This window comes from Nocardioides sp. Z38_18, from assembly GCF_058215695.1.
This window is the reverse complement of record NZ_JBZAJE010000002.1, coordinates 1304652-1328076: the sequence shown is the minus strand read 5'-3', so window position 1 is coordinate 1328076 and position 23425 is coordinate 1304652. Positions and strand designations below refer to the sequence as shown.

The window sequence follows — 23425 nt, the reverse complement described above, 5'->3', positions numbered from 1 at the left end:
GCCGATGTGGCCGACTGGGCCGACTCAGCCGGCGGGGTCGGTGGTGAGGCGCTCCAGCCGGGCCTGCAGCGCCGGGCGCCGGTGGGCGTTGCCCCGCAGGTCGACGTAGGTCTGTCCGTAGGCGGCCAGCAGCGCGTCGTCGAGGCGACGGACCGCCCCGGGCGGGTAGCGGTAGTCCATCCGCTGCGCGATCGCCTCTTCGTCGCCGGCGCGCAGCACCTCGCCGAGCTCGTCGAGCGAGGTGATCCCGAGCTCGAGCAGCAGCCCGGAGATCCAGGCGTAGTGCTCGGTGCGCGACCAGCCGGACTCGGCGTACTGCCCGGCGAGGAACGCCGCCAGCACGCGCGGGTCGATCCGGGGGTCGTTGTCGGGCTCGGCGGCTCCCTGGGGCGGGACCGGTCCCTGGAGGCCGGCCGCCGGGGCCCGCAGCGTGTCCCTGATCGAGGAGAACTCGCGGTCGGCGAGCTCGAGCAGCCCGGCGGCGAGGGTGAAGCGGCGGTCGAAGTCGCGGGCGTGCTCGTCGGGCATCGTGCCCTTGTAGCGGATGTCGTGCTCGAACTCTGCCCACGCGTGCTGGAGGACCGTGCGGATCTGCACCTGCGCGGTCTGACCGCGCATGGCCGCGTAGGAGGGGTGACCCTCGCGCGCGGCGTCCAGCCCGATTAGCAGGTGCCGGCTGGCATATCCCCAGCGGCCCTCCTGCGCGGTCTCCAGACCCATGTCCCGGTCGTCCTTGACCACGACCTGGTCGCGCAGCAGGTCGGCCACCGCCGACACGTCGCTGTGCACGTAGGTGATCACGCGCAGCCCGATGGTGTCGGTGATCTGCCGCAGTGGATCGGTGTAGAGGGGTACGCCCTCGCGGGTGCGCCGGACCTTCTCCGCGAACGAGGCGATCGACTTGGTCCGGCCGGCGACGCTGAGGTAGTTGATGCCCGCGTCGTCGAGGATCCCGGTCACCAGCGCCAGGAACTGGTCGCCGGCGGCGACGAGCTGGGGGTGGCGCCGGGTGTACTCCTGGACCGGGTCGTCAACGGGCTTGGCGGCCCTCGGCAGCCGGGGACTCGGCACCTGCCCCTCCGGGAGGGTCGGGGTGAGGATGTAGCCGGTCTCGAAGTCGCCGTAGGTGGTGACCTCGCCGGGACGGGTCTGCGCGAACAGCGCGACGTAGGCGCACACGACCGCGTCGACCTGGTCCTCGGCCAGCCGCAGCTCGCTCTTGCGGGTGGCGGTCTCCACCAGGTGGCGCAGCCCGGACCAGCCGGGTTCCGGGGAGCCGGGGGCGGTGAGCCGCAGCGGCGGCGTCGCCTCCTCGAGGCTCTCGAGCAGGCCCATCAGGGTGAGCAGCTCGGTGCGGAGGCCGTCGAGGTCGCGGCCTGGCTTGTTCTTGTACTTCAGCGTGCGACCCAACCCGAACAGCGCGACCGTGGCGGGGTGCGGGTAGACCTCGAGCGCGCGCCGGCGGCGTCCCGACCTCGGGTTCATGTCCAGCCCGAGGGCCTGGCACAGCCGGGCGCCGCGGGGGACGTCGCTGAACTCGGGCTTGCCGGTGTTGGCAGGGTGGGCACCCGCGTCGAACCGGGCGAAGTCCTTGTTCAGCGCGGCCTCCGCCGGCCGGTTGCCGGTCGGGTTGGTCACGATGAGCGGGGCGTCGACGGCCACGAGGCAGTCGCCGGCGGCGTACGGCTCCAGCGCGGCGAGGATCTCCTCGTCGCTGCGGACCGTCGAGACGTGCACCAGCAGGCCGAACTCGTCGAGAACGGCGAGCCCCGTGGGTCGCTTCACACCCCAGGCGAGGTCCACACCGATGAAGAACACGTCGCCCAGCCTGCCGTATGGCGCGGACATCGGTGGAATAGGTGTACGCCGCAACAGGTTCGGACGGTGTCGGCAAAGCACGACGGGGCGTCCTGCCCGGCCGTGGCGCGACCAGACGAAGGAGTCCCATGAAGACCCTCTACACCGCTGAAGCACTCGCCACCGGAGCCGGCCGCGACGGCCACGTGCGCTCCACGGACGGCAACCTCGACCACGACCTCTCCATCCCCAAGGAGATGGGTGGCGACGGGGGTGCGGGCACCAACCCCGAGCAGATGTTCGCTGCCGGGTACGCCGCCTGCTTCCACTCCGCCCTGCAGGGCGTGGCCCGCCGAGCGAAGGCCGACCTCGGTGACTCCACCGTCGGTGCCCAGGTCAGCATCGGCCCCAACGACGAGGGCGGCTTCCAGCTCGAGGTCACTCTCGAGGTGGTCATCCCCGACCTGCCCCACGAGCAGGCCCAGGAGCTCGTCGAGCAGGCCCACCAGGTCTGCCCCTACTCCAACGCGACCCGCGGCAACATCGACGTGCACCTCAAGGTCAGCGACGACTGAGCACTACCCCATGCCGTGCTGCGCCAGCGGGTGCAGCAGCTCTCGCTCCTCGTAGGACAGGTGTGAGAGCAGGGTGTCGGTGAGCAGGTCGACGGTGGCCGAGAGGTCCTCCAGCGCCCCGGACGCCGCCCGGGGCTCGGCGGAGACCAGCCCGACGAGCGAGCGGTCCACCTGTTCCAGGACGTCGTGGATCACCACGTGCTCCTCCGCGAGCCGGTCCACCACCGGCGCCGCGGCCGGGTCGCTGGCCCGCAGGTAGCGGAACATGCTGTGGTCCTCGAGGCTGTGGTGCCCGGTGACGATCCGGCAGTAGGACTCGCAGTAGGCACCCAGCGTCCAGTTGTTCTGGCGCATCGTCATCGTGTTGATCACCGAGCGCGCCTGCCCGACCTGCATCAACCCCCGGCGGACCTGGTCCACCACGTCGCGCAGCTGGGTGAGCTCGCTGCGCAGGGCGTCGTGGATGTCGATCAGGTGCTGCGGGTAGGCCTGCTGCGCCTCGGTGTACGACGCGTTCGCGGGCGCCGGGTAGGTCGGCCGGGTGGACTCGTCCCACGGCAGCTCCGCCAGGATCCGGCTGGGCGGGGGAGTGGGCGTCACCCGGATGCCGGGGGTCTGCGCGTGCGGTGCCGGCGGTGGCTGCACCCCCGGAGAGGCCGGCGTCGGCTCGGGCCCGCCGGCGCGCAGCTCGCGCTCGGCCTCCACCTGCTCGCGCACCGCGGGGGCAACCTCGAGGGCGAACCGGCGCACGTCGTCGGGGTCGTCGGTGCCGAGGACGAAGGTGGAGACGCCCTCGTCGATCGCGAGCCCCGCGAGCTGCTCGGCCCAGTCGGTGACGCTGCCCTTCAGGAACCCGCCGCCGCGACCGACATGGCCGAAGCTGCCGAAGACGTTGTACATCCGCCGGATCGCCTGCGGGCCGCGGCCGTTCTCCTCCGCGGCCGCGTCGATCACCGCGTTCATCTCCGCGAGGGCCGGCGGGTCGGCGTACCCCATGGAGGGGATCCACGCGTCGGCGAGGTCGGCGGTGAGCCGCAGCATCCGGGGCTTGTAGGCGCCGATCCAGATCGGGATCTCGTGGGCCGGCTGCGGCCCGGCGTGCAGCCCCTGGACCCGGTAGTGCTCGCCGGTGGCGCGGACGCTGCCGGTGCCCCAGACAGCTCGGATGATCCCGATCGCCTCGGCCAGCGCCTCGACCGCCTCTCCCGGCGTACGACGTGGGCCGCCGGCGGCCACGACCGCGTCCCAGAACGCCCCCGCGCCGAGGCCGAGCTCGACCCGGCCGCCGCTGAGCACGTCGAGCGTGGCGGCAGAGCGGGCGAGCACCACCGGCGGTCGCAGCGGCAGGTTGGCCACGTTGGGCGCGACCCGGACGGCGCTGGTGCGGGCGGCGATGACCGAGAGCAGCGTCCAGGTGTCCAGGTGCCTGGCCTGGTAGGGGTGGTCCTGCAGCGAGACCAGGTCGAGGCCGCTGACGTCGGCCAGCTGGGCCAGCTCCAGGGTGCGTTCGGCAGTGGCGGCCTCGGGGCTGGGGAAGATCCCGAACTGGAGGTCGTGTCCGTAGTCCGGCATGCGGTGAGCCTAGTTCGCCGAGGGGCCGGCCGAGCCCGGGCGTGCGGGTCGCCGTCCATGGGGGAAGCAGGGTGCCCGTGGCAGTCTTGGAGGCGTGAACACGGGCGTCGCCCGGCCGAACGAGGGGAAACAGATGAGCGACATCAACGAGACCTTGAAGAAGAAGATCGACGAGCTCGACCTCGACCGCCGTCTCAACGACTTCGTGGACCAGGCCGAGACCGTCCTCAAGCGCGCCGTGGCGACCGCCGCCGACTACGCCCACGACCATCGTGACGACGTGGACCGCACCCTGGACAAGATCACCACCCAGATCGACGAGCGCACCGACGGCAAGTACGCCGAGAAGGTCGACCAGGTCCGCGGCCGGCTCGAGCAGGGCCTCACCAAGCTCGCCGAGCGCCGCCCCGACGGCGACCGCTAGCTGCTGCCGGGCTCAGCCAGCCGGGCGAGATCGCGCCGCACGTAGCGCAGGTGGGCCCACTCCTCCTCCAGGATCACCCGCAGGCAGTCACCGACGGTGGGCTGCCAGTCGTCGCCGCCCCAGGGGTTCGCGCGGGGCTCGGCGAGCAGGTCGGCCGTGACGGTGTCCAGGAAGTCGGTCACCAGCTGCTGCCGCTCCGCGCGCACGGCGAGGACCTCCGCGTAGTCGGGTTGCTCGCTGCGGAAGACCGACATGTCGAAGCCCATCTCGCCGGCCCCGGTGAACACCAGGCCGATCTCGTGGAACGGCTGCGGCAGCCCCAGGATCCCGCCCCGGAGCCAGGCGTCGGTCGCCAGGACGAGGTGCCGCAGGGTCTGGGCCAGGGACCACTCGTCCTCGACGTGGGCGTCGACCAGGTCCGGTGGCGTGCTCGCCACGGTCGTCGCCCAGGCGGCCTGCACGGCGACCCAGGCCTCGCGCAGACCCTCGGGTGCCTGCGCGTTCTGCAGCTCGCGCCCCGGGAAGGCCCGGTTGAGTGCGGCGTCCACCAGCGGCACCACGTCGACACCGTTGACGATGAGGCTGCCCATGAACAGGTCGTGGCTGTCGATGTCGAGGCCGTCGACATCGACCCCGCGCATCGTCACCCCGCTGACGTCTGAGAACCGGAAGGTGGCGCCCCTGAGCCGGGCCCTGAGGAAGGTCGCGCGCTCGAACTCGTCGCCGGAGTAGGTCGTCATCGCGCCATCATCACCCCGGTCGGGGACGCCTGACCCCGATCGTGTCCAACTATCAAGAATGAACCCCTTTGACCCGGTTCAGGACCCTAGGCTTCCCCCGCCCTACTTCCCCCGGGGTGACCGCAGTCGGCACCGCCCGGCCGGGCACGCACCGACTGCAGAGAGTGAACCGAATCGTGAGAGTCCCCCGTGTCCACCTGGCCCGTCGAGGATGTCGCACCGGGGTCACCGGCCTGCTCCTGGCGGCGCTCGTCCTCACCGGCTGCGGCGGCCAGGACTCCGGCTCCACGGAGTCCCGGGGCGACGGCGGCAGCACCTCCACCCCGTCACCCGAACCCTCGCCCGAGCTGAAGAAGCTCAACGACGCGTGGGACGACTTCAAGAAGAGTGCCGAACGGCTCCCGGCCAAGGAGCTGACCCTGCCGGAGCTGACGCCGACCAAGGCGTTCTCGGCGCGGGACGTGGGCGTGTTCGCCCGGATGGCCCAGCGGATCACGCTGCGCTCGATCGACCCGGAGCTGAGCTCGATGAGCCCGGGTGCTGCCTTCGACCACGTGCTCGACGGCTCCTTCCCCGCGACGATCGACGACGCGCGGAAACGGTTGCGCAGGAAGGTCCTCGGCTCCTGGGCGCACGAGGCGGTCAACCTGTTCCCCAGGGAGGCCGAGCTCGGCAAGCCGGAGATCATCGACGCCCGCTGGCAGTGGGGTGAGAACAGCGGCACCGACGATGCCGGCAACGCGGCGCCGATCCTGTGGATCGGCCTGCAGACCTTCACGCGGACCCCGGTCACCGTGGCCGGGGAGACCTATCCCATCGTCGTACGGCGCACGGTCCAGGTGCGCGGCTTCCGTCCAGGAGGCGGACCCGCCTGGTGGCCGGCCGTCGACTTCGACAGCTACCCCTTCGGCAACGACGGCTGCTTCCTGGACAAGGGGTCCAGGCTCGTCCCCACGCGCCGCGCGGACCGGTTGCTCGGCGACCTGAAGTACCTCGACGAGTGGCTCTCCCCACAGGCACTGACACCGGGTAGCAAGGTGAGCAAGAAGATCTTCTGGCCCAACTACGTGGCCCTGGACGAGCTGCGCAAGAAGCACTCCCCGGCCGAGCTCCGGGCGATGAACGCGAAGGCGATGAAGTACTGCCAGAGCCCGACCCCGTGACCCGGAGCCCGGCGCAGATCCAGATGAGCGAGCGCGCTACGCCTCGGGCTCCTCGCGCAGCCGCGGCGTGGTGAACGAGTCGGGGCGGATCCCGCGCTTGTCGGCGTAGAACTCGCGGACGAGATCCATGTCGGCGCGCACGTTGCCGCTCGGGGTGAACGTGGGACCCCAGCCCACGGTGCGGGTGGGGGCGTCGAGGAAGGCGAGGGTGATGGGCAGCCCGGTCTGCTCGGCGATCCGGTAGAAGCCGGACTTCCAGTACTCGCCCTTGCCTCGGGTGCCCTCGGCAGCGAGGCCCAGCACGAACGGCTCGTCGCCCTCGGCCTCGCGCAGCAGCGCGTTGATCGTCTCCGCCGGCTGGTCGCGGTCCAGCGGGACCGAGCCGGAGGCGCGCAGCAGGGGACCGAGCGGGCCCCTGAAGAACTCCTGCTTGACCAGCAGCTTGATCTGGAGGTCGTAGTCCCAGCCCAGGAGCAGGGTGATCACCCAGTCCCAGTTGGAGGTGTGCGGGGCACCGACGAGGACCGCCCGCTCCGGAACGGTGCCCACGGTCTTCCAGCCGGCCATCCGCAGCAGCAGGCGGGCGAGGTTGCGGCGAATCAGGAAGCGTCGGTTCACCGCGCGACGATACCGCCCGGACCCACCCGCGCCGTGAACCGAGGGTCAGCGGCTCACCGCGGCGAACCGGCTCTGGCCCACCCAGCGGGGCAGCGAGCGGCGTACGTCGCTGGAGGCCTCGATCGCGAGCAGCCCGGTCCTCATCGCCTGGTCCCAGGACCGGTCTCCGCGCCAGACCTCGGTGAGCGTGCGCAGCGTGGTGCGCACCGAGGCGGCCTGCTCGAACCCGGGGTCGAAGTCGCAGGCGTCCGCCTCGCCGCCGTCGACCATCAGCCACCAGGACCCGACGCGCGGCGGCACGTCGCTGAACCGCAGTCCCACCACGGTCCGCGTGCGCGGCCACTCGTCGATCGCGAGGTTGCGCTTGATGTCCCACATCAGCAGGTGCGGGTCGAGGTCCTGGTCGCCCAGCTCCCCGATCCAGCGCGTGCCCCACATCCCCAGGGCCAGCACCACGTCCATCAGGTCGCGGCCGCTCTCGGTGAGCTCGTACGACGCGTGCGACCCGACCAGCTCCCGGCGGACGATGCCGGCCCGCTCCAGGGTGCGCAGCCGTTTGGAGAGCAGCGCGGGAGACATCCTCGGGTTGCCGCGTCGCAGCTCGTTGAACCGGGTGCTCCCGGCCAACAGCTCGCGGACGACGAGCAGGGTCCACCGCTCGTCGAGGACCTCCATCGCCTTGGCGACCGGACAGAACTGGCCATAGCCGGACATCGGCTGCTCCCTTCACCCGGCCACCAGTAGACGCCCGATCCGGGCCGAGGGCCAGTACAGATCCAGTACCCGTGCCGGTACAGATCCGGAACTGGATCGGCGCCCGCCGCCGACCGAATGTGGAGGTACCGAAAACCACGAGGGAGTACACAGATGAGCAGCCAAACCTCCACCGGAAACGACGTCACGGCCGACGCGGAGCTCAAGGACCGGCTCCGCAGGGTCTGGGCGATGGGGGACTACCCCTCGGTCGCCAGCGAGGTCATCGCCGAGCTCGGTCCGGTCCTGGTCGACGCGGTCGGCCTCGGGCCGGGCGACCGGGTCCTCGACGTGGCCGCCGGGAGCGGCAATGCCTCGGTCCCGGCGGCGAGGGCCGGCGCCGAGGTCGTCGCCAGCGACCTCACCCCCGACCTGCTCGAGGCCGGCCGGGCAGTCGCGGACGCCGACCTGTCCATCGACTGGCAGGAGGCCGACGCCGAGCACCTGCCCTACGAGGACGCGGCCTTCGACGCGGTGATCTCGTGCGTGGGCGTGATGTTCGCCCCGCACCACCAGCAGGCGGCCGACGAGCTGTTGCGGGTGTGCCGCCCCGGCGGCCGGATCGGCCTGGTCAGCTGGACCCCGGAGGGGTTCATCGGCCGGATGTTCGCCACGATGAAGCCCTACGCGCCGCCGCCACCTGCCGGTGCGCAGCCGCCCCCGCTGTGGGGCTCTGAGGACCACCTGCGCGACCTGCTCGGTCAGGGCGTCGACGGTCTCGAGCTCACCCGGCGCACCCTGGCCGTGGACCGGTTCGGGTCCCCCGCCGGTTTCCGCGAGTTCTTCAAGAGCCGCTACGGACCCACGATCGCGGTCTACAAGGCGAACGCCGACGACCCGGAGAGGTGCGCCGCGCTGGATCGCGACCTCGACGAGCTCGCAGAGCGGGCAGGAGCCGGCGCCGGACCGATGGAGTGGGAGTACCTCCTGGCCACCGCTACCCGGCGCTGAGCGAGCGCACCACCCGGGCCACGAGGTCGTGCGGCACCGGCCGGTCGAGCGGGAACTTCAGGGTCCCCTTGCCACCGGCGTACGGCGCGACCTCCTCGGCGAGGTCGGGGTCCTCCGGCACCGGGTAGAGGCTGACGTGGTGCTTCCACCCGGCGTAGTGGACCACCCGGCGCCCGTCGAGCACGACGGTCGGGATGTTGTAGCTGATCGTGTCCTGCGCACCGGGCAGGGCGGCGTGGATGGTCGCCCGGACCGCCTCGAGCACCTCCCTGACCTCGGGCCCGAGGGAGTCGAGGTAATCCTCGACCGTGGTGAACTTCTGGCCCATGGCAGCGACTCAGGGGGGCGGCAGCAGGTCGTTGAGCGCGGTGAGCCAGTCGACCAGCGTGGGGACGGCGCCGTCGCCGACGGCGGTGTCGATGCCGAGGTAGCGCAGGCCGACCAGGGCCAGCGCGATCAGGGAGATCACCATGCCCAGCGACGCCAGCAGGCTTCCGGAGACGCCGCGCCGGCTCGCCTTGGCGAGGCCGATCACCGAGCTGACCAGGCCGAGGGCCCCCAGTCCGACACAGACCGCGAGCATCAGTGAGAAGGGCGTGGCCAGGAAGGCGACCAGCCCGGCGATGAAGCCGACCTCGGCGGCCGCCGAGGTGCGCTCCACCCGGGCCGGTGAGGTCTCGAACAACCCGCCCAGCTCGTCCTCGACCAGCAGGGGCTCCTCAGCGGTGAGGGCCCGGTCGCTCCCGAGATCCTGGGTCGTCATGGACCCAGCGTAGGTCGGTCAGCGCATGCTTCCGGCGAACCAGCTGTTGGAGAAGGGCGTGTCGAAGCGGACCTTCTTGCCCGAGCCGGGTGCGTGCACGATCTGGGGAGTTCCCTGCTTCCACCGCAGGAACATGGCGGTGTGGTAGACCCGGCCGCCGCGGGTGAAGTACAGGAGGTCGCCGGGGCGCATCTTGCTGCGGGCGATGCGGTGTGCGCGGCCGGACTGGGCAGCGGCGGTGCGGGGGATCTTGATGCCGGCCTTGGCGAAGCTGTACTGCATCAGCCCGGAGCAGTCGAAGGAGCCGGGACCGGAGGCACCCCACTTGTAGGGGTCACCGACCTGCTGGACGGCGATCTTCATGGCGCGGTCGACGCGGCTGGCACCCGTGGTCGCCGGCTGGGCGGCCGCGGCCGCCGCAGCGGCCCGCTTCTTGGCCTGGCGCGCCTTCTTGGCCCGGATCTTCTGGGCCCGGACCTTGGCGGCGCGGGCCTTCTTCGCCCGGAGCTTCTTGGCCCGCAGCTCCTTGGCCCGCAGCTTGCGAGCGGTGTTCTTCTTGCCGGCCTTCTTCTTCTTGGCCTTCTTCTTGTGCTTGCGCTCGGCGCTGTGGTCGGCGGTGGCGGTGCCGGGCCCGGACGAGGGGTTCGGCGAGGGGGCCGGAGCGGGGGCGGCCGTGGCGGCGGGTCCGACGAGGGAGAGGCCGATCAGGAGCAGCAGCGACAGGGCCGGGAGCAGCAGGTATCGCGAGAGGGGCTTGTGGAGGGGGGCGTTGCTGGGCACAGGAGTCCTTCCGACGCCTGCGGGGTCAGCTGTCGGGTTGGAGCTGAAAGTGCTCCGTCACAGTCTCGTGACTTCACCCCGAGCCCCGGCCCCCGGAGGAGCCGATGCATGGAACCTGTGGGTCCCCCGCTCCTGCCCCAGGAGTTCGGTTGGACACCCGGGACTGGGCAGGATTCGGCGGTCCCGGGCGGTGTTCGACCGCACAAGACTAATAGGACGCCGGAGCGGGTGTCCGTCATATCACTAATTGATATGATTTTGCTGAGACGTGCCTCAGAGGTCGACGGTGGCGTTCTTCCCCACGTCGGGCTCGTCGCCGGTGACCTTCGACTTCACGAACGCCAGCGCCGTGGCGACCCGGCCTCCGGGGCTGTCCCAGTACTCCGCGGAGTCGGCCTCGACCAGCATCAGCTGCACGTTCTCGGAGTCCTTGCCGTCGGGGAACCACGCCTCGACGACCGGGTTCCACAGCTCGTCGATCTTCGCCCGGTCCCGGTGGAGGCTGGCGTGGCCGGACACCGAGAGCCAGGTGGAGCCGTCGGCGAACGCGAGGTTGACCCGCTTCTCGGCCTTGACGTTCGCGGCCTGCTCGCTGGTGGCGTCGACGAAGAACCACACGTCGCCGCCGTCGGTGACCTCCTGCGGCGTCATCGGGTGGGAGTGCAGCCGACCCTGGTCGGCGACACCGACCGAGGTGAGCATGCAGAAGCGGTCGCCTCGCATGATCTCGACGACCTTGTCCTGCTCGAGGTCGTGACCTTGGTGCTCCGACATGAGGTTCCTCTCGGTGTGTCTGCAGTGGCCTCGCCAAACTAGCCACGCGCACCTAGTACACAAGTCGCCCTGGTGGGTGCCACGCAGGTCCACCCCGGGACAGGCGCTCGTTTGCGTCCGGTCCGGGCCGGGTACTCCGAGCCGATGACACCGCCTCCCGACCCGACGGGGTCCGCCCAGCTGCCCGAGCACCGACGGCCCGAGGGAGTCAGCGACGCCACGGTCTCCGCGCTGGGCAAGTTCTCCGAGGCCCTCGAGGCGGTAGAGGTCGCCCGGGGCCACCTCTACGCGTTCCACCGGCTCTGCGGCACCGCCGACCTCACCCTGGGCGATGCGGTCGAGGAGCTGCGCGAGGCCGGTCACGGCGAGCTGGCCGACCGGGTCGAGAGCGAGCTGGTCGGGCGCAACATCCTCGAGGGCCGGTGGAGCTTCCAGCTCGTGGAGGAGTACGACGAGACCTACTACTCGCCGTTCAAGGACCTCGAGCAGCACGCGCGCGAGGAGCTGGTCCAGGGCCGGCGACACCTGTTCGAGGCGGAGATGAAGGAGGACCGGCGCACCCACGGGGCCCGGCACCACGAACCGCTGCCGCCGGACGACGGCCCCCAGGGCGGCTGACCGCGCACCGATGCGGGGAGGGCGGCGCGCACCGGCTGGCTACGTTGGCGGCCATGACCTTCACCCAGAGCCTGGCCCGCGGCGTGGACACCCTGCTGGACCGCGCGGTCGTCCCGGGATTCACCCGGATCGGCCCGGCGGTGCGGCGCAGGCTGCCCACCTGGCCCGCCGACCCGGCCGCCGGGGCGCTCTCCGGGAAGGTCGCGGCGGTCACCGGCGCGACGTCGGGGCTCGGCATGGCGACCGCCGAGGGGCTCGCCCGGCTGGGCGCGCAGGTGCACCTCGTCGTACGCGACCTCGAGAAGGGCTCCCGGGTCAAGGCCGAGCTGGAGGCCGACGTGCCGGGCGCGCAGGTCGTGGTGGAGCGGTGCGACGTCGCCGACCTCGACGACGTACGCCGCTTCGTCCGCGAGCTCGACCTCGACCGGCTCGACGTGCTGGTCCACAACGCCGGCGCGATGCCGCCCGCACGCACGGAGTCACCGCAGGGTCACGAGCTGACGATGTCGCTGCACGTCCTCGGCCCGGTGCTGATGACCGACCTGCTCCGCCCGGCGCTGTCCGGCCACGACGCCCGGGTCGTGCTGGTGACCTCGGGCGGGATGTACGCCCAGGCGCTGCGGGCCGACGACCCGGAGTACACCGACGGGCCCTACTCGCCCACCACGGCCTACGCCCGCAGCAAGCGGGCCCAGGTCGAGCTGCTCCCGGTGCTTGCCGACTGCTGGGCGCCCCAGGGGATCGGGGTGCACGCCACGCACCCCGGGTGGGCCGACACGCCTGGCGTGGCCGACTCGCTGCCGACCTTCCACAAGCTCACCGGACCGTTGCTGCGCGACGCAGCCGGGGGAGCCGACACGACGCTGTGGCTGGCGGCCGCGCAGCCGCAGCCGCCCGCGGGCCGGCTCTGGCACGACCGCCGACCCCGGCCCACCCACTTCGGCCGGCGCACCCGCACCGCGGACTCCGAGCGGGTCGAGCTGTGGGACTGGGTCGGCGACCAGGCGGGCCTCGAAGAGTCTGACCTCTGACCGGTATGCCTCAGCGATCCGGGGCGGTCAACAGGTTAGGTTGTGCCGATGGACTCCAGCCTGGACGAGGAACTCTCGTCGGCCGAGGCCCGCGGGGCCGAGCTGGTCCGTGCCCACCTGCGTCGGGTGCTCGATGAGGGTCGACGCATCGTGCGGCAGGGAGACCAGCAGATCGAGGTCGTCGAGGTGGCGGCGCTGAGCGAGATCCTCGAGGACGAGACATCCTCCTAGCTCAAGGCTCCGAACGCAGGGGTACGGCGTCGACGTCCTCCGGCGAACCGCCACGCCGCGCGATCTCCGCCTGCGCGCGGTCGATGCCGCCGTGCTCCAGGGCCGCGACCGACGACTCGCCCTCCCAGTGGGGTCGCCCCCACCGCTGGACGCTGACCTTCATCGAGGCCCCGAGGTGCTCGATCGCACCGGCGATGTTGCGGTGCTCGGCCGGGAGCGGGACCGGGAGGACGTGCGCCGCGTCGAGTGCGCCGTACCCCTCCACGTCGACCTGCCACTGGGCACTGCGGCCGCGCAGCAGCCAGCGCTCGTCGGAGACCTCGGCGTGCACGGGCGAGACCACGGGGTCGCCGAGGCGCAGCAGCCGGCCACCGGGCAGGAGCACGACGAGACCGGTGACCCGGGTCCGCAACGGGCCCGCGTTGACGTCGCCACCGGCGAAGGCGACGCACACCTCCGGGTCCTCGAACCCCTGGGCCTGGCCCCACCACCACGAGTCGGGGAAGCCGCCCCGGCCCCAGTTCTTCTCGCCGTAGACCGACCACCCGTCGAGGTCCCAGGTGGTGTCCCCGATGACGGCCCGCCCGTGGGCGGAGCCGCCGAGCAGCCACGGGTGCCAGTACTGGTTCAGGGCCGGCACCGACTGGAACACGCTGGAGCCGCCGACGCTGCGCCGCGACCAGGGGACGGCGTCGGAGACGGTCACGTCCACCAGCGCGTCGGGACCGAGGTCGACCTCGAGGCGGTCCGCGGTCCCCCGGAAGGCGCCGCCGGCGAATGCGCCCAGCCCGGTGGTCGAGGCACGCCCGACCGGGTGCACGGTGGTGCGCAGGAAGCCGGTGGGATGGCTGGCCAGTCCCAGCGTCGACCAGTGGTCCCCGGCGGGGCCGCGGTTCACGCCGTTGAGCGCGATCAGCACCCGGCCCGTGTCCGGGTCGGTGAACCGCCAGAAGTAGCCCTCCATCGCGACGTCGTGCGCCGGCAGCGGATCCCCGAAGGGCAGGTCCGCGCCCGAGGAGCGGTAGGCGGCGAGGCCGCGGCCGAGAACGGCTGCACCGGGAACCTTCATGGAGCAGATGATGCCAGCGCGACCCGGTGCGGTGATGCGGGAGCGACGGCCATCTGGCATGTTGGCCAGATTCGGTCCACGACGGTTCCGGACGCACCGGTCGGGAGGACTGCGTGAGACACACTGACTGGCTGCTGACCAGGTCCGAGCGGGCCAACGCCGACACCGTCCTCGACGACCAGCACCCAGGGGAGGCCGCCTGGTCCGAGGGCAACCTGGTCCGGCCGCTGATCCACGGGGCGACGTACTTCGCTGAGCTGTGCGAGCGGATCGAGGCGACCCGGGCCGGCGACCTGCTGCTGTTCACCGACTGGCAGGGCGATGCCGACGAGCGGCTCACCGGAGAGCCCGGCAGCGAGGTGGTCGAGGTGCTGGCCACCGCCGACGAGCGCGGCGTGGACGTGCGCGGGCTGATCTGGCGCTCGCACACCGAGAAGCTCAACTTCAACGCCTCCGAGAACCGCCTCCTCGGCCGCCAGCTCCAGGCCCGCGGCGCGGAGGCCCTGCTGGACATGCGGGTGCGGATGGGCGGCTCGCACCACCAGAAGCTCGTGGTGATCCGGCACCGCGGTGAGCCCGAGCGCGACATCGCCTACGTGGGCGGCATCGACCTGTGCCACTCGCGCCGTGACGACGCCCGGCACCTCGGGGACCCGCAGGCGCTGGAGATGGCACCGGAGTACGGCGACACCCCGCCATGGCACGACGTGATGGCGGCGATCACCGGACCCGCCGTCCACGACGTGGAGACGGTGTTCCGCGAACGGTGGGAGGACCCCACCCGGCTGACCCGCCACCCCCTCTACTGGGCCCAGGACGTGGTCCTGCGGATGGACATGGATCCCGACCCGCTGCCCGAGCAGGCCCCGCCGCCGCCGTCGCCGCAGGGGGCCACCCAGGTCGTGCAGCTGCTGCGGACCTACCCCAACCTGCGGCACGGCCGCGACTACCCGTTCGCGCGGGGCGGCGAGCGCAGTGTCGCCCGGGGGTACTCCAAGGCCCTGCTCCGGGCCCGGAACCTCGTCTACGTCGAGGACCAGTACCTGTGGGGGCAGGCGGTCGGCAACGTGTTCACCGAGGCGCTGCAGCGCAACCCCGACCTGCACGTCGTCGCCGTGGTGCCGCTGTTCACCGACCAGGCGGGCTTCATGGCGCGCACCCCGCAGATGCTGGGCCGGGCCCGGGCGATGGAGCAGATGGCCGAGGTCGCCCCCGACCGGGTCGCGATCTACGGCATCGAGAACCATGAGGGCACGCCGGTCTACGTGCACGCGAAGGTCTGCGTGATGGACGACGTCTGGGCCACCGTCGGCTCGGACAACTTCAACCGCCGCTCGTGGACCCACGACTCCGAGCTGTCCGCGGTGGTGGTCGACCCCGCCGCCGAGGACCACAGCCCCTACGCCCGCCGGCTGCGGCTCACGCTCGCGGCCGAGCACCTCGACCGCGAGGTCGACCCCGACGACGCTGACTCACTGCTCGAGGTGATGGAGGACTCCGTCGAGGCGACCGGCATGTTCGCGGCGTACGCCGAGTCGGCCCGCCGGCTCGACGAGTGGCACGCCGCCGGCCGGACGGGGGAGCGGCCTCCCGGCCGGCTGCGCCGGTTGCAGCCTCCCGAGCTCAGCCGCTGGGAACGTCTCGCCGCCACGATCCCCTACCGGGTGCTGCACGACCCCGACGGCCGCCCGAAGCCGCTCAAGCGCCGCGACGACTTCTGAGACTGCGCTCTTGAGGCCGATTCCGGATTAGCGGACAAATAACCCTATTCGTGTAAAACTGCGCAAGGCACTCTGAGCATTGACCCAGTGCGGGGGCCAGACCCACTCGGAGGGCCCCCCATGCAGCACGCTGCGCACGACCGACCCCGCAGGTCGGGAGCCACACTGATCCGCCCCCTCGCGCTCCTGCTGAGCCTGCTGCTGGCCGTGGGCACGCTGGCACTCGGAGCCCCGGCGGTCGCGGCCGAACCGGGCGGGCCGCAGTTCGGCCCGGTGAGGACCGCATCGCTGCACGTCGGTGAGAAGGGCGAGATCCTCGACTTCATCCCCACGGGTGGGACCAACACCGTGGTCCGCAGCACAGGCGTCTGGAACGGCTCGCTACAACTCGATCCCGACGGCCGGCTCTGGACGGACGGGCCTCCGTTCCCCGACACGCTGCAACTGCGCCTGCAGGCGATCGACGACCAGGGCCGCACCGACGAGATCACCGTGGCCCTGACGATCTACGAGCGGCCCACGTTCTACAACGACGAGACCGCCGAGTTCCGCGAAGGCATCGAGTCCGACTTCACCATCACCACCTTCGGCTATCCCGAACCGAGCTCGCTGACCGCGGTGGGGCTGCCCGAGGGGTTCACCCTCGTCGACCACGGAAACGGTCACGGTGTGATCACCGGCAAGCCGGCCATCGGTACGTCGGGCGCCTACCCCGTGACCCTGACCTCCAGCATCGCCGGCGGCCCCTCGACCGTGCAGAACCTGATCATCAACGTCAGCCACAGCACGTTCAGCTCGCCACCCGTCGCCGAGATCACCGGAAACGGGCGGGTCGGCTCCACCCTGACCGCCACCCACTTCAACAACAACCCGACCGAGACCAGCGCCACCTACCGGTGGTTCCGCAACGGCGGCGCGATCCCCGGTGCCACCGAACGCACCTACGTCCCGGTCGCAGACGACCTGCATGCGAACCTCCACGCGAGCGTCACCGTCCACCTGGCCGGCTACCGCAGCGCCTCGGACGACACCGACGCCATCACGATCACCGAGGGCGCCATGAGCTGGACCGAGTACCCGTACGTGGCAGGCACCGGCAAGACCGGCTCCACGGCCAAGGTCACCGGCGGCACCCTGGACCCGGGCGCCGACTCCTACACCTACCAGTGGGCCCGCGGCGATACGTACTCCCCCATCGTCGGCGCCACCTCCGTGGACTACGTCGTCAAGCCGGCCGACGTCGTGGCCGGATTCGTCTCGGTGAACGTCACCGCGCGCAAGGCCGGGTACGCACCCACCTCCGTGAGGATCCAGACCTCGACGTGGGACGCCGAGTTCGACACCGCACCGACGGTCACTCTCGAAGGCACCTTGTCCACCGGGAACACGATCACCGCGAAGACCACGGACGCCTCGCCGGCCCCGGACACGACGAGCCTGCTCTGGTTCCGCGACGGTGAGGAGTTCGCCAACGCGGAAACCACCTACACGCTCACCCCTGCCGACGCCGGCCACGAGATCAGGGTCGACTACCTCAACACCCGGGTGGGCTACACACCCGCCACCGCGACCGACAAGGGCGTCAGCGAGCACGGGACCGCCCCAGACCCTGTGGCGACCATGTCCGGAGACCCGGTCGTCGGCAACGAGCTGACGGTGAACCTCGCTCCGCGCACACCGGCCATCGAGACGGTGACCTACGAGTGGTCCCGTGACGGCGTCGTCATCGAGGACGAGACCGGGCACGGGTACACCCTGGTGCCGGCAGATGCCGGCACGTACCTCTCCGTCGTTGTCCGCGCCTCCTCGCCGGGGTACTACGACACCACCGCGTACGTCGAGGCTTCCGGCATCACCACCGGCGGCATCTTCACCGTCAGCCCAGTCGTGCACATCACCGGTTCCCCCGCGGTGGGCGCCGAGCTGCGCGCGGTCGTCGAGGCCACCACACCCGCTGCTCAGGACGTCACCTTCGCGTGGCTGCGTGACGGTGTCGCCATCGCCGGTGCGACCAGCGACTCCTACACGGTCACCGTCGACGACGTCGGGACCCGGCTGAGCCTGCGTGTGATCACCGGCGCGGCCGGCTTCCAGGACGCGACCGGCACCTCCACGGCGATGGTCCCGGTCCCGGACCCGACGCCGACACCCACCCCGACACCCACCCCGACGCCCACACCGAAGCCGACGCCGACACCGAAGCCGACCCCGGCGGCCCCGGGACTGGGCAGGCTCGAGGTGACCGTGGCCTCCCCGACCTCCATCCGACGCGTCAGCACCACGGTGCGGGTGGCGGGTCTCGCACCGCGCGAGAAGTACCGGATCACCATCGGTCGCATCACGCTCAGGGGTCAGGCGTCCGCCTCGGGGACCGTGGCGCGCAAGGTCTTCCTGCCCAGGTGGATGTCCCTGGGCGCCAAGTCCGTCACCGTCACGGCCCTGGGCAGCAAGCGCGTGGCCCGTACCCCGATCCGCCTGGTCGCCGGGCGCAACCTGCGGGCCCGTCCGGCAACGAAGGTGCTCAACCCCTGCGCGAGGACCACGGTCCGCATCCTCGACCTGGGTGCCCGCGAGCGGGTCATTGCACGCTACGACGGGATCCGCGTCTCTGGTAAGCACGCCCGCGCGAACCGCCGCGGCGTCTACATCGCCCGGTTCAACGTCGGCTGCAAGGCCGGGGTGCACCAGCTCGTCGTGCGTGGGAAGTACCCGCTCCGTGTCGCCCAGGTGAGCCTTCAGGTGCGCCGCGGCCGGTGACCTCGGGCTCCGGTTCCTGACTTGACCGCCGGGGCACGATGAGTCCATGGCTGATGTCGAAGTGAGGAACAACCCGTCCGAGAACCGTTACGAGGCCTACCTTGACGGCGAGCTCGCCGGCTTCGCGGCGTACGAGCTCGACGACCGGCGCATCGTGTTCACCCATACCGAGGTGGACGACCGGTTCGAGGGCCGGGGAGTGGGCTCGAAGCTGGCACGTGGAGCGCTCGACGACGTGCGCGCCGAGGGCTCGCACCGAGTGGTCCCGCGGTGCCCGTTCATCAAGTCGTGGATCGAGAAGCACCCCGACTACGAGGAGCTCCTGGGGAGCCGCGACGCGGCGAGCTGAGGATCTCGGCATGGCACTGCCCTTGTCTGCGCCCGTTCTGTGAGCAATGGTCGGGGGATGGCTGAGAACTCAATCACTGTGGAACGAACCATCAACGCCCCCAGCGCCGAGATCTTCGAGGTGCTCACGAACCCCGAACGCCACGTCGAGCTCGACGGATCGGGCTTCGTCAAGTCCGACGAGAAGTCCAACCGGATCCAGGGGACCGGCGAGGTGTTCACCATGAACATGGAGGGTGACCACATGGGCGGTGAGTACCAGACCGAGAACCACGTCGTGGGCTACGACGAGAACAAGCTGCTCGCCTGGAAGACCGCTCCCGCAGGGGTGGAGCCTCCCGGATGGCAGTGGGTCTGGGAGCTCCAGTCCGAGGGGTCCAACTCGACCCACGTCCGGCTCACCTACGACTGGGACGCCGTCACCGACCAGGACCTCCTCAAGAAGGTCGGCTTCCCGCTGGTCAAGCAGGACCAGCTCGAGGAAAGCCTGGTCCGGCTCGACGAGGCCGTCACCGGAGGCTGACCCGGCCGGGCACACATGCGGGCTAGCGTGCGGGCATGAACGAGCAGTCCGCACCCGCCGTCCTGACCGAGCAGCGTGGCCCCGGTGGCCACGTCCTGCTGGTCACGCTGAACCGGCCCGAGGCACGCAACGCCGTCGACGCCGCCCTGGCCCGAGGTCTGGGTGACGCGCTCGAGCAGGCCGAGGCCGATTCGGCGATCCGGGCGGTCGTACTCACCGGCGCGGGGGACAAGAGCTTCTGCGCCGGTGCGGACCTCAAGGCGCTCTCGCGCGGGGAGCCGCTGAACCCACCGGGCACCGAGCAGTGGGGCTTCGCCGGCTTCGTGAACCACCCGATCAGCAAGCCGGTGATCGCTGCAGTGCAGGCGACGGCGCTGGGCGGAGGCACCGAGCTCGTGCTCGCGTGCGACCTGGCTGTGGCCGCCGAGTCGGCCCGGTTCGGCCTGCCCGAGGTGCGCCGCGGCCTGATGGCCGCAGCCGGCGGGCTGATCCGGCTGCCCGAGCAGCTGCCCCGCAAGGTGGCGATGCGGATGATCCTCACCGGTGAGCCGATCGACGCGGAGACGGCGCTGCGCTGGGGACTGGTCAACGAGGTCGTCCCCGACAACCGGCTGCTGGACGTGGCCCTGGACCTCGCCGAGGTGGTCGCGGCCAATGCCCCGCTCGCGGTGCAGGCCAGCAAGCGGGTCGCGCTCGGGCTCCGCCCGGCGCAGGACGGCCGCCTGGAGCAGGTGGGCGAGCTGGACGCCTGGCGCGCCAACGACGACGAGATGGTGACGCTGATGGGGACCGAGGACGCGCTCGAGGGCCCGACCGCGTTCGCCGAGAAGCGCGAGCCGGTGTGGAAGGCTCGCTGACATGAGCGCCACCGAGTCCCTCTCCGGGTCAACTTCTGGGCCAACTTCCGGGTCATCTTCTGGGTCATCTTCTGGGCACCTCGACGTCCTCGTGGTCGGCGCCGGGCTCTCCGGCATCGGTGCGGCGTACCGGCTCAAGACCGAGTGCCCGGGCCGCTCCTTCGCGGTGATCGAGGCGCGCGAGGTGATCGGCGGCACCTGGGACCTGTTCCGCTATCCCGGGGTCCGCTCGGACTCCGACATGTACACGCTGGGCTACGAGTTCAAGCCCTGGACCGGCGAGAAGTCCCTCGCCGACGGCACCACGATCCTGGACTACATCCATGAGACCGCCCGTGAGTTCGGCATCGAGGAGCACATCCGGTTCCGGACCCGGATCGTCGCCGCAGACTGGTCGACCGAGCACGCCCGCTGGACGGTGCGGCTCGAGACGCCCACCGGCCCTGAGGAGCTCACCTGCGGGTTCCTCTACTCCTGCGCGGGCTACTACGACTACGACGAGGTCTACCGGCCCGAGTTCCCCGGCGTGGAAACGTTCAGCGGTCAGGTGGTGCACCCGCAGTTCTGGCCCGCGGACCTGGGGTACGCCGGCAAGCGGGTCGTGGTCATCGGCAGTGGCGCCACCGCCGTGACCCTGGTGCCCGCGATGGCGCCCGAGGCAGCCCACGTGACGATGCTCCAGCGCAGCCCGAGCTGGATCGGCTCGGTCCCCCAGCAGGACAAGGTGGCCGACCTGCTCCGGCAGGCACTCCCGGCCCAGCTCGCGCACCAGTTGATCCGCACCAAGAACATCGCCCAGCAGCTCGCGCTCTACAACTTCTGCCAGCGGTTCCCCGGCCGCGCACGCAAGGTGCTGACCGGGCTGGTCGTGAAGCAGCTCAAGGACCCCGACCTGGTCGCCGAGCACTTCAACCCCACCTACGACCCCTGGGACCAGCGGTTCTGCGCCGTACCGGACGGCGACCTGTTCCGCACGATCCGTCGCGGCGACGCGGAGGTCGTCACCGACCACATCGACTCGTTCGTGCCCGAGGGCATCCGGCTGCGCAGCGGGCAGGTGCTCGAGGCCGACCTCGTGGTCACGGCCACCGGGCTCAAGCTCAAGCAGCTCGGCGGCGTCTCGCCAACGATCGACGGCCAGGCCCTCGACCTGCACGACCGGTTCGTGTGGCAGGGCGCGATGATGTCCGGCGTCCCCAACCTGGCGTTCTGCATCGGCTACACGAACGCGTCGTGGACCCTGCGTGCCGACCTCACCCACCGCCTGGTCTGCAAGGTGCTCAACCACCTGGAGCGGCACGACCTCGCCGCCGCGGCCCCGGTCGCGGACGAGGGGCTCGGGACCCGGCCCCTGCTCGACCTCTCCTCGGGCTACATCCAGCGGTCCATCGAGGAGTTCCCCCAGCAGGGCGACCGCGGGCCGTGGCGGGTGCGGCAGAACTACCTGCTCGACTCCCTGACCACGATGCGCCGGCGGCTGAGCGACTCGATGGAGTTCACCCCGAGGTCGCAGGTCGCCGCGGGGTCGCCGGGCACCGCGGGGCCGCTGGTCACCGCGCCGCGCTGACCACCCGGTAGCGGACGAAGGCAGGGAGGGCGACCGCGGCCAGCACCGTGACCACGATGACCAGCAGTCCACCGCCCGCAGCGGTCGCGGCCGCTCCGATCGAGACCGCGACCGCACCGTGGGCCACGTCGGCCACCCTGGGCCCACCGGCGACCACGACGGTGAAGATGCCCTGGAGCCGCCCGCGCACGGCGTCGGAGGCGGCGCTCTGCAGCATGCTCATCCGGAACGCGGCCGAGGCCATGTCGGCGGCGCCACCGACGACGAGCAGCAGCACCGCGGCCACCAGCATCGGCCACCGCCAGGTGTCGGCCAGCGCCACCGCCACGCCGAACCCGGACATGGCCGCGCCCCAGACCAGCACCGAGACGATCACCGCGAGGCCCTGGCGCTCGACCCGGGACACCCAGCCGGAGAAGATCCCGCCCAGCACGGCACCGATCGGGATCCCGGCGAAGAGCAGCGCGAACGCGAGCCCTCCACCCTCAGGGCCGCCGAAGTCGAGGTGGGCGATCTCGGGGAACAGCGCCCGGGGCATCCCGAAGACCATCGCGATCAGGTCCACGAGGAACGACATCAGCAGCACCGGCTGGCCCTTGAGGTAGGCCAGCCCATCGAGCACCGCACGGATCCCCAGGGTCCCGGTCACGCCCTCGATGGGGAGCGGCGGGAGCAGCAGCACGGCGAACAGCGTCGGGATCAGCGTGAGCGTGTCGATCAGGTAGAGCCAGGAGAACCCGAAGACGGGGATCAGCGCCCCGGCGACGAGCGGTCCGCCGATCGCGCCGGCCTGCATCACGGTCATGTTCAGCGAGTTGGCGGCCGGCAACAGCGACATCGGCAGCAGCCGGGGGAGTACGGCGCTGCGCGTGGGCTGGTTGACCGCGAAGAACGCCTGCTGGACCGAGAACAGGCACAGCAGCAGCCACACGTCGACCGATCCCACCCACGCCTGCAGCCAGAACAGCGCGCTGGTGAGGATCAGCCCGAGGGTGGAGACGATCAGGATCGTGCGCCGGTCGATGACGTCGGCGAGCGCGCCACCCCACAACCCGAAGACGACCAGCGGCACCAGGCCGAAGACGCCGGTGAGTCCGACGTACGCCGAGGAGCCGGTCTCGGCGTAGATCTGTGCCGGGACCGCCACCACGGTGAGCTGGGCGCCGATCACCGTGACGATGTTCGCGGCCCAGAGCCTGCGGAAGTGCGGGTTGCGCAGTGGCCGGGTGTCAGCCAGCCAGGAGCTCAATCGAGGGTCACGACTCCTTGACCAACGCCCGCACCTGCTCCACGCTGCCGCAGCCCTCGTCGAGCATCCGGTTGCGCTCCGCGGCCCAGGCGGCGCCGAGCTTGCCGCGCTCCTGCGGGGAGACGTCCTCGCGGGCCGGGTTCAAGATGTCGCGCTCCTCTTCGTCGAGGTGGTGCAGCAGGGTCTCGCTGAACTCGTGCACGGCGTTGCTGAAGTCCTCGTCGTAGAGCTCGGTCGCCTCCAGCAGCGGCAGCAGGGTCTCGTAGCCCTCCTGGTGCTCCTTGGCGCCGTGCTCGGCCTCCTCCTCGTCGATCGCGTCCTTGCGCTCGAGCTGCGGGTAGACCTTGCTCTCCTCGGCCTCCCCGTGCGCCACCAACAGCTCGGAGATCTGGCGACGCAGCGCGTCCCGGTCGTTCTGCTCGTTGCGCAGCTCCCGCAGGAGGGCCTCGAAGAGGCGGTGGTCGTCCAGGATCAGCTCGACGACGTCTCCGGACTCGGGGCGCGGGATCTCGACGGGGGTCTGGTTGGGGGTCTCGTTGGCCAT

At 71.2% G+C, this 23425-nt stretch carries 25 protein-coding genes and 1 riboswitch; of the genes, 13 read left to right on the top strand and 12 right to left on the bottom strand.

Annotated elements, in window-relative coordinates:
* Nucleotides 1-24 precede the first annotated feature (24 nt).
* Nucleotides 25-1848, bottom strand: coding sequence for a DUF429 domain-containing protein (locus AC4BGC_RS17485; protein WP_490556928.1), 1824 nt, complete (start codon nt 1846-1848; stop codon nt 25-27).
* Nucleotides 1849-1946: 98 nt separating this feature from the next.
* Here AC4BGC_RS17485 and AC4BGC_RS17480 point away from each other — a divergent pair, with 98 nt between their 5' ends.
* On the top strand, nt 1947-2372 hold the full coding sequence (locus AC4BGC_RS17480; protein WP_490556927.1) for an organic hydroperoxide resistance protein: 426 nt from the start codon (nt 1947-1949) through the stop codon (nt 2370-2372).
* Nucleotides 2373-2375: 3 nt separating this feature from the next.
* Here AC4BGC_RS17480 and AC4BGC_RS17475 read toward each other — a convergent pair whose 3' ends face one another.
* Nucleotides 2376-3944 carry an LLM class flavin-dependent oxidoreductase gene (locus AC4BGC_RS17475; protein WP_490556926.1) on the bottom strand — a complete coding sequence of 523 codons (1569 nt, stop codon included), beginning with the start codon at nt 3942-3944 and terminating at the stop codon, nt 2376-2378.
* Nucleotides 3945-4077: 133 nt separating this feature from the next.
* On the opposite strand from AC4BGC_RS17475, the gene AC4BGC_RS17470 reads away from it, so the two are divergent.
* Complete coding sequence (locus AC4BGC_RS17470; RefSeq protein ID WP_490556925.1) at nt 4078-4368, top strand: antitoxin; 291 nt, start codon at nt 4078-4080, stop codon at nt 4366-4368.
* Here the strand turns inward: AC4BGC_RS17470 and AC4BGC_RS17465 are convergent.
* Nucleotides 4365-5108: a DinB family protein gene (locus tag AC4BGC_RS17465; RefSeq protein WP_490556924.1), complete on the bottom strand. Its 744-nt coding sequence runs from the start codon at nt 5106-5108 to the stop codon at nt 4365-4367. The genes AC4BGC_RS17470 and AC4BGC_RS17465 overlap by 4 nt on opposite strands.
* Nucleotides 5109-5284: 176 nt before the next feature.
* Between AC4BGC_RS17465 and AC4BGC_RS17460 the strand changes: the two genes are divergently transcribed.
* Nucleotides 5285-6271 carry a hypothetical protein gene (locus AC4BGC_RS17460; RefSeq protein ID WP_490556923.1) on the top strand — a complete coding sequence of 329 codons (987 nt, stop codon included), beginning with the start codon at nt 5285-5287 and terminating at the stop codon, nt 6269-6271.
* Between the two features lie 36 nt (nt 6272-6307).
* Here the strand turns inward: AC4BGC_RS17460 and AC4BGC_RS17455 are convergent, their stop codons facing one another.
* Complete coding sequence (locus AC4BGC_RS17455; RefSeq protein ID WP_490556922.1) at nt 6308-6889, bottom strand: 1-acyl-sn-glycerol-3-phosphate acyltransferase; 582 nt, start codon at nt 6887-6889, stop codon at nt 6308-6310.
* A 45-nt stretch (nt 6890-6934) separates the two neighbouring features.
* Nucleotides 6935-7603 carry a winged helix-turn-helix transcriptional regulator gene (locus AC4BGC_RS17450; RefSeq protein ID WP_490556921.1) on the bottom strand — a complete coding sequence of 223 codons (669 nt, stop codon included), beginning with the start codon at nt 7601-7603 and terminating at the stop codon, nt 6935-6937.
* A gap of 153 nt (nt 7604-7756) precedes the next feature.
* Between AC4BGC_RS17450 and AC4BGC_RS17445 the strand changes: the two genes are divergently transcribed.
* Nucleotides 7757-8593, top strand: coding sequence for a class I SAM-dependent methyltransferase (locus AC4BGC_RS17445; protein WP_490556920.1), 837 nt, complete (start codon nt 7757-7759; stop codon nt 8591-8593).
* Here the strand turns inward: AC4BGC_RS17445 and AC4BGC_RS17440 are convergent.
* From AC4BGC_RS17440 to AC4BGC_RS17425, 4 genes are all read right to left on the bottom strand, one after another.
* Nucleotides 8580-8921, bottom strand: coding sequence for an iron chaperone (locus AC4BGC_RS17440; protein ID WP_490556919.1), 342 nt, complete (start codon nt 8919-8921; stop codon nt 8580-8582). The genes AC4BGC_RS17445 and AC4BGC_RS17440 overlap by 14 nt on opposite strands.
* Before the next feature lie 9 nt (nt 8922-8930).
* Nucleotides 8931-9356 (bottom strand): hypothetical protein, encoded by a 426-nt coding sequence (locus tag AC4BGC_RS17435; RefSeq protein ID WP_490547161.1) that lies wholly within the window; start codon nt 9354-9356, stop codon nt 8931-8933.
* 18 nt (nt 9357-9374) lie between these two features.
* Entirely contained in the window at nt 9375-10136 is a 762-nt protein-coding gene (locus tag AC4BGC_RS17430; protein WP_490556918.1) for a C40 family peptidase, read from the bottom strand.
* A gap of 2 nt (nt 10137-10138) precedes the next feature.
* A riboswitch (cyclic di-AMP (ydaO/yuaA leader) is annotated at nt 10139-10295 on the bottom strand.
* A 114-nt stretch (nt 10296-10409) separates the two neighbouring features.
* Nucleotides 10410-10910: a pyridoxamine 5'-phosphate oxidase family protein gene (locus AC4BGC_RS17425; protein ID WP_490556917.1), complete on the bottom strand. Its 501-nt coding sequence runs from the start codon at nt 10908-10910 to the stop codon at nt 10410-10412.
* Between the two features lie 144 nt (nt 10911-11054).
* Between AC4BGC_RS17425 and AC4BGC_RS17420 the strand changes: the two genes are divergently transcribed.
* Genes AC4BGC_RS17420 through AC4BGC_RS17410 form a run of 3 tightly spaced genes read left to right on the top strand, consistent with a single transcriptional unit; the run spans nt 11055 to nt 12790 of the window.
* The gene (locus AC4BGC_RS17420) at nt 11055-11528 is read left to right on the top strand and encodes a hypothetical protein (protein WP_490547164.1); all 474 of its coding nucleotides are present in this window, start codon (nt 11055-11057) and stop codon (nt 11526-11528) included.
* Between the two features lie 53 nt (nt 11529-11581).
* On the top strand, nt 11582-12559 hold the full coding sequence (locus AC4BGC_RS17415) for an SDR family NAD(P)-dependent oxidoreductase (RefSeq protein WP_490556916.1): 978 nt from the start codon (nt 11582-11584) through the stop codon (nt 12557-12559).
* Nucleotides 12560-12607: 48 nt separating this feature from the next.
* Nucleotides 12608-12790, top strand: a complete 183-nt coding sequence (locus tag AC4BGC_RS17410) for a hypothetical protein (protein ID WP_490547166.1) — start codon at nt 12608-12610, stop codon at nt 12788-12790.
* Between the two features lies 1 nt (nt 12791).
* Here AC4BGC_RS17410 and AC4BGC_RS17405 read toward each other — a convergent pair whose 3' ends face one another.
* The gene (locus tag AC4BGC_RS17405; protein WP_490556915.1) at nt 12792-13859 is read right to left on the bottom strand and encodes a tocopherol cyclase family protein; all 1068 of its coding nucleotides are present in this window, start codon (nt 13857-13859) and stop codon (nt 12792-12794) included.
* A 113-nt stretch (nt 13860-13972) separates the two neighbouring features.
* On the opposite strand from AC4BGC_RS17405, the gene AC4BGC_RS17400 reads away from it, so the two are divergent.
* From AC4BGC_RS17400 to AC4BGC_RS17375, 6 genes are all read left to right on the top strand, one after another.
* A complete protein-coding gene (locus AC4BGC_RS17400) occupies nt 13973-15580 on the top strand; it encodes a phospholipase D family protein (protein WP_490556914.1) in 1608 nt (535 codons plus the stop codon).
* 120 nt (nt 15581-15700) lie between these two features.
* Nucleotides 15701-18337, top strand: a complete 2637-nt coding sequence (locus AC4BGC_RS17395) for a hypothetical protein (protein WP_490556913.1) — start codon at nt 15701-15703, stop codon at nt 18335-18337.
* 46 nt (nt 18338-18383) lie between these two features.
* Nucleotides 18384-18686: a GNAT family N-acetyltransferase gene (locus tag AC4BGC_RS17390; RefSeq protein ID WP_490547171.1), complete on the top strand. Its 303-nt coding sequence runs from the start codon at nt 18384-18386 to the stop codon at nt 18684-18686.
* A gap of 57 nt (nt 18687-18743) precedes the next feature.
* On the top strand, nt 18744-19208 hold the full coding sequence (locus AC4BGC_RS17385; protein ID WP_490556912.1) for an SRPBCC family protein: 465 nt from the start codon (nt 18744-18746) through the stop codon (nt 19206-19208).
* 35 nt (nt 19209-19243) lie between these two features.
* Nucleotides 19244-20065 (top strand): crotonase/enoyl-CoA hydratase family protein, encoded by an 822-nt coding sequence (locus AC4BGC_RS17380; RefSeq protein ID WP_490556911.1) that lies wholly within the window; start codon nt 19244-19246, stop codon nt 20063-20065.
* 1 nt (nt 20066) lies between these two features.
* Nucleotides 20067-21632 carry a flavin-containing monooxygenase gene (locus AC4BGC_RS17375; RefSeq protein WP_490556910.1) on the top strand — a complete coding sequence of 522 codons (1566 nt, stop codon included), beginning with the start codon at nt 20067-20069 and terminating at the stop codon, nt 21630-21632.
* On the opposite strand, the gene AC4BGC_RS17370 is transcribed toward AC4BGC_RS17375, so the two are convergent.
* Nucleotides 21616-22881, bottom strand: coding sequence for an MFS transporter (locus AC4BGC_RS17370; protein ID WP_490556909.1), 1266 nt, complete (start codon nt 22879-22881; stop codon nt 21616-21618). The two genes, AC4BGC_RS17375 and AC4BGC_RS17370, sit on opposite strands and share 17 nt — an antisense overlap.
* Nucleotides 22882-22888: 7 nt before the next feature.
* Entirely contained in the window at nt 22889-23425 is a 537-nt protein-coding gene (locus AC4BGC_RS17365) for a hemerythrin domain-containing protein (protein WP_490547176.1), read from the bottom strand.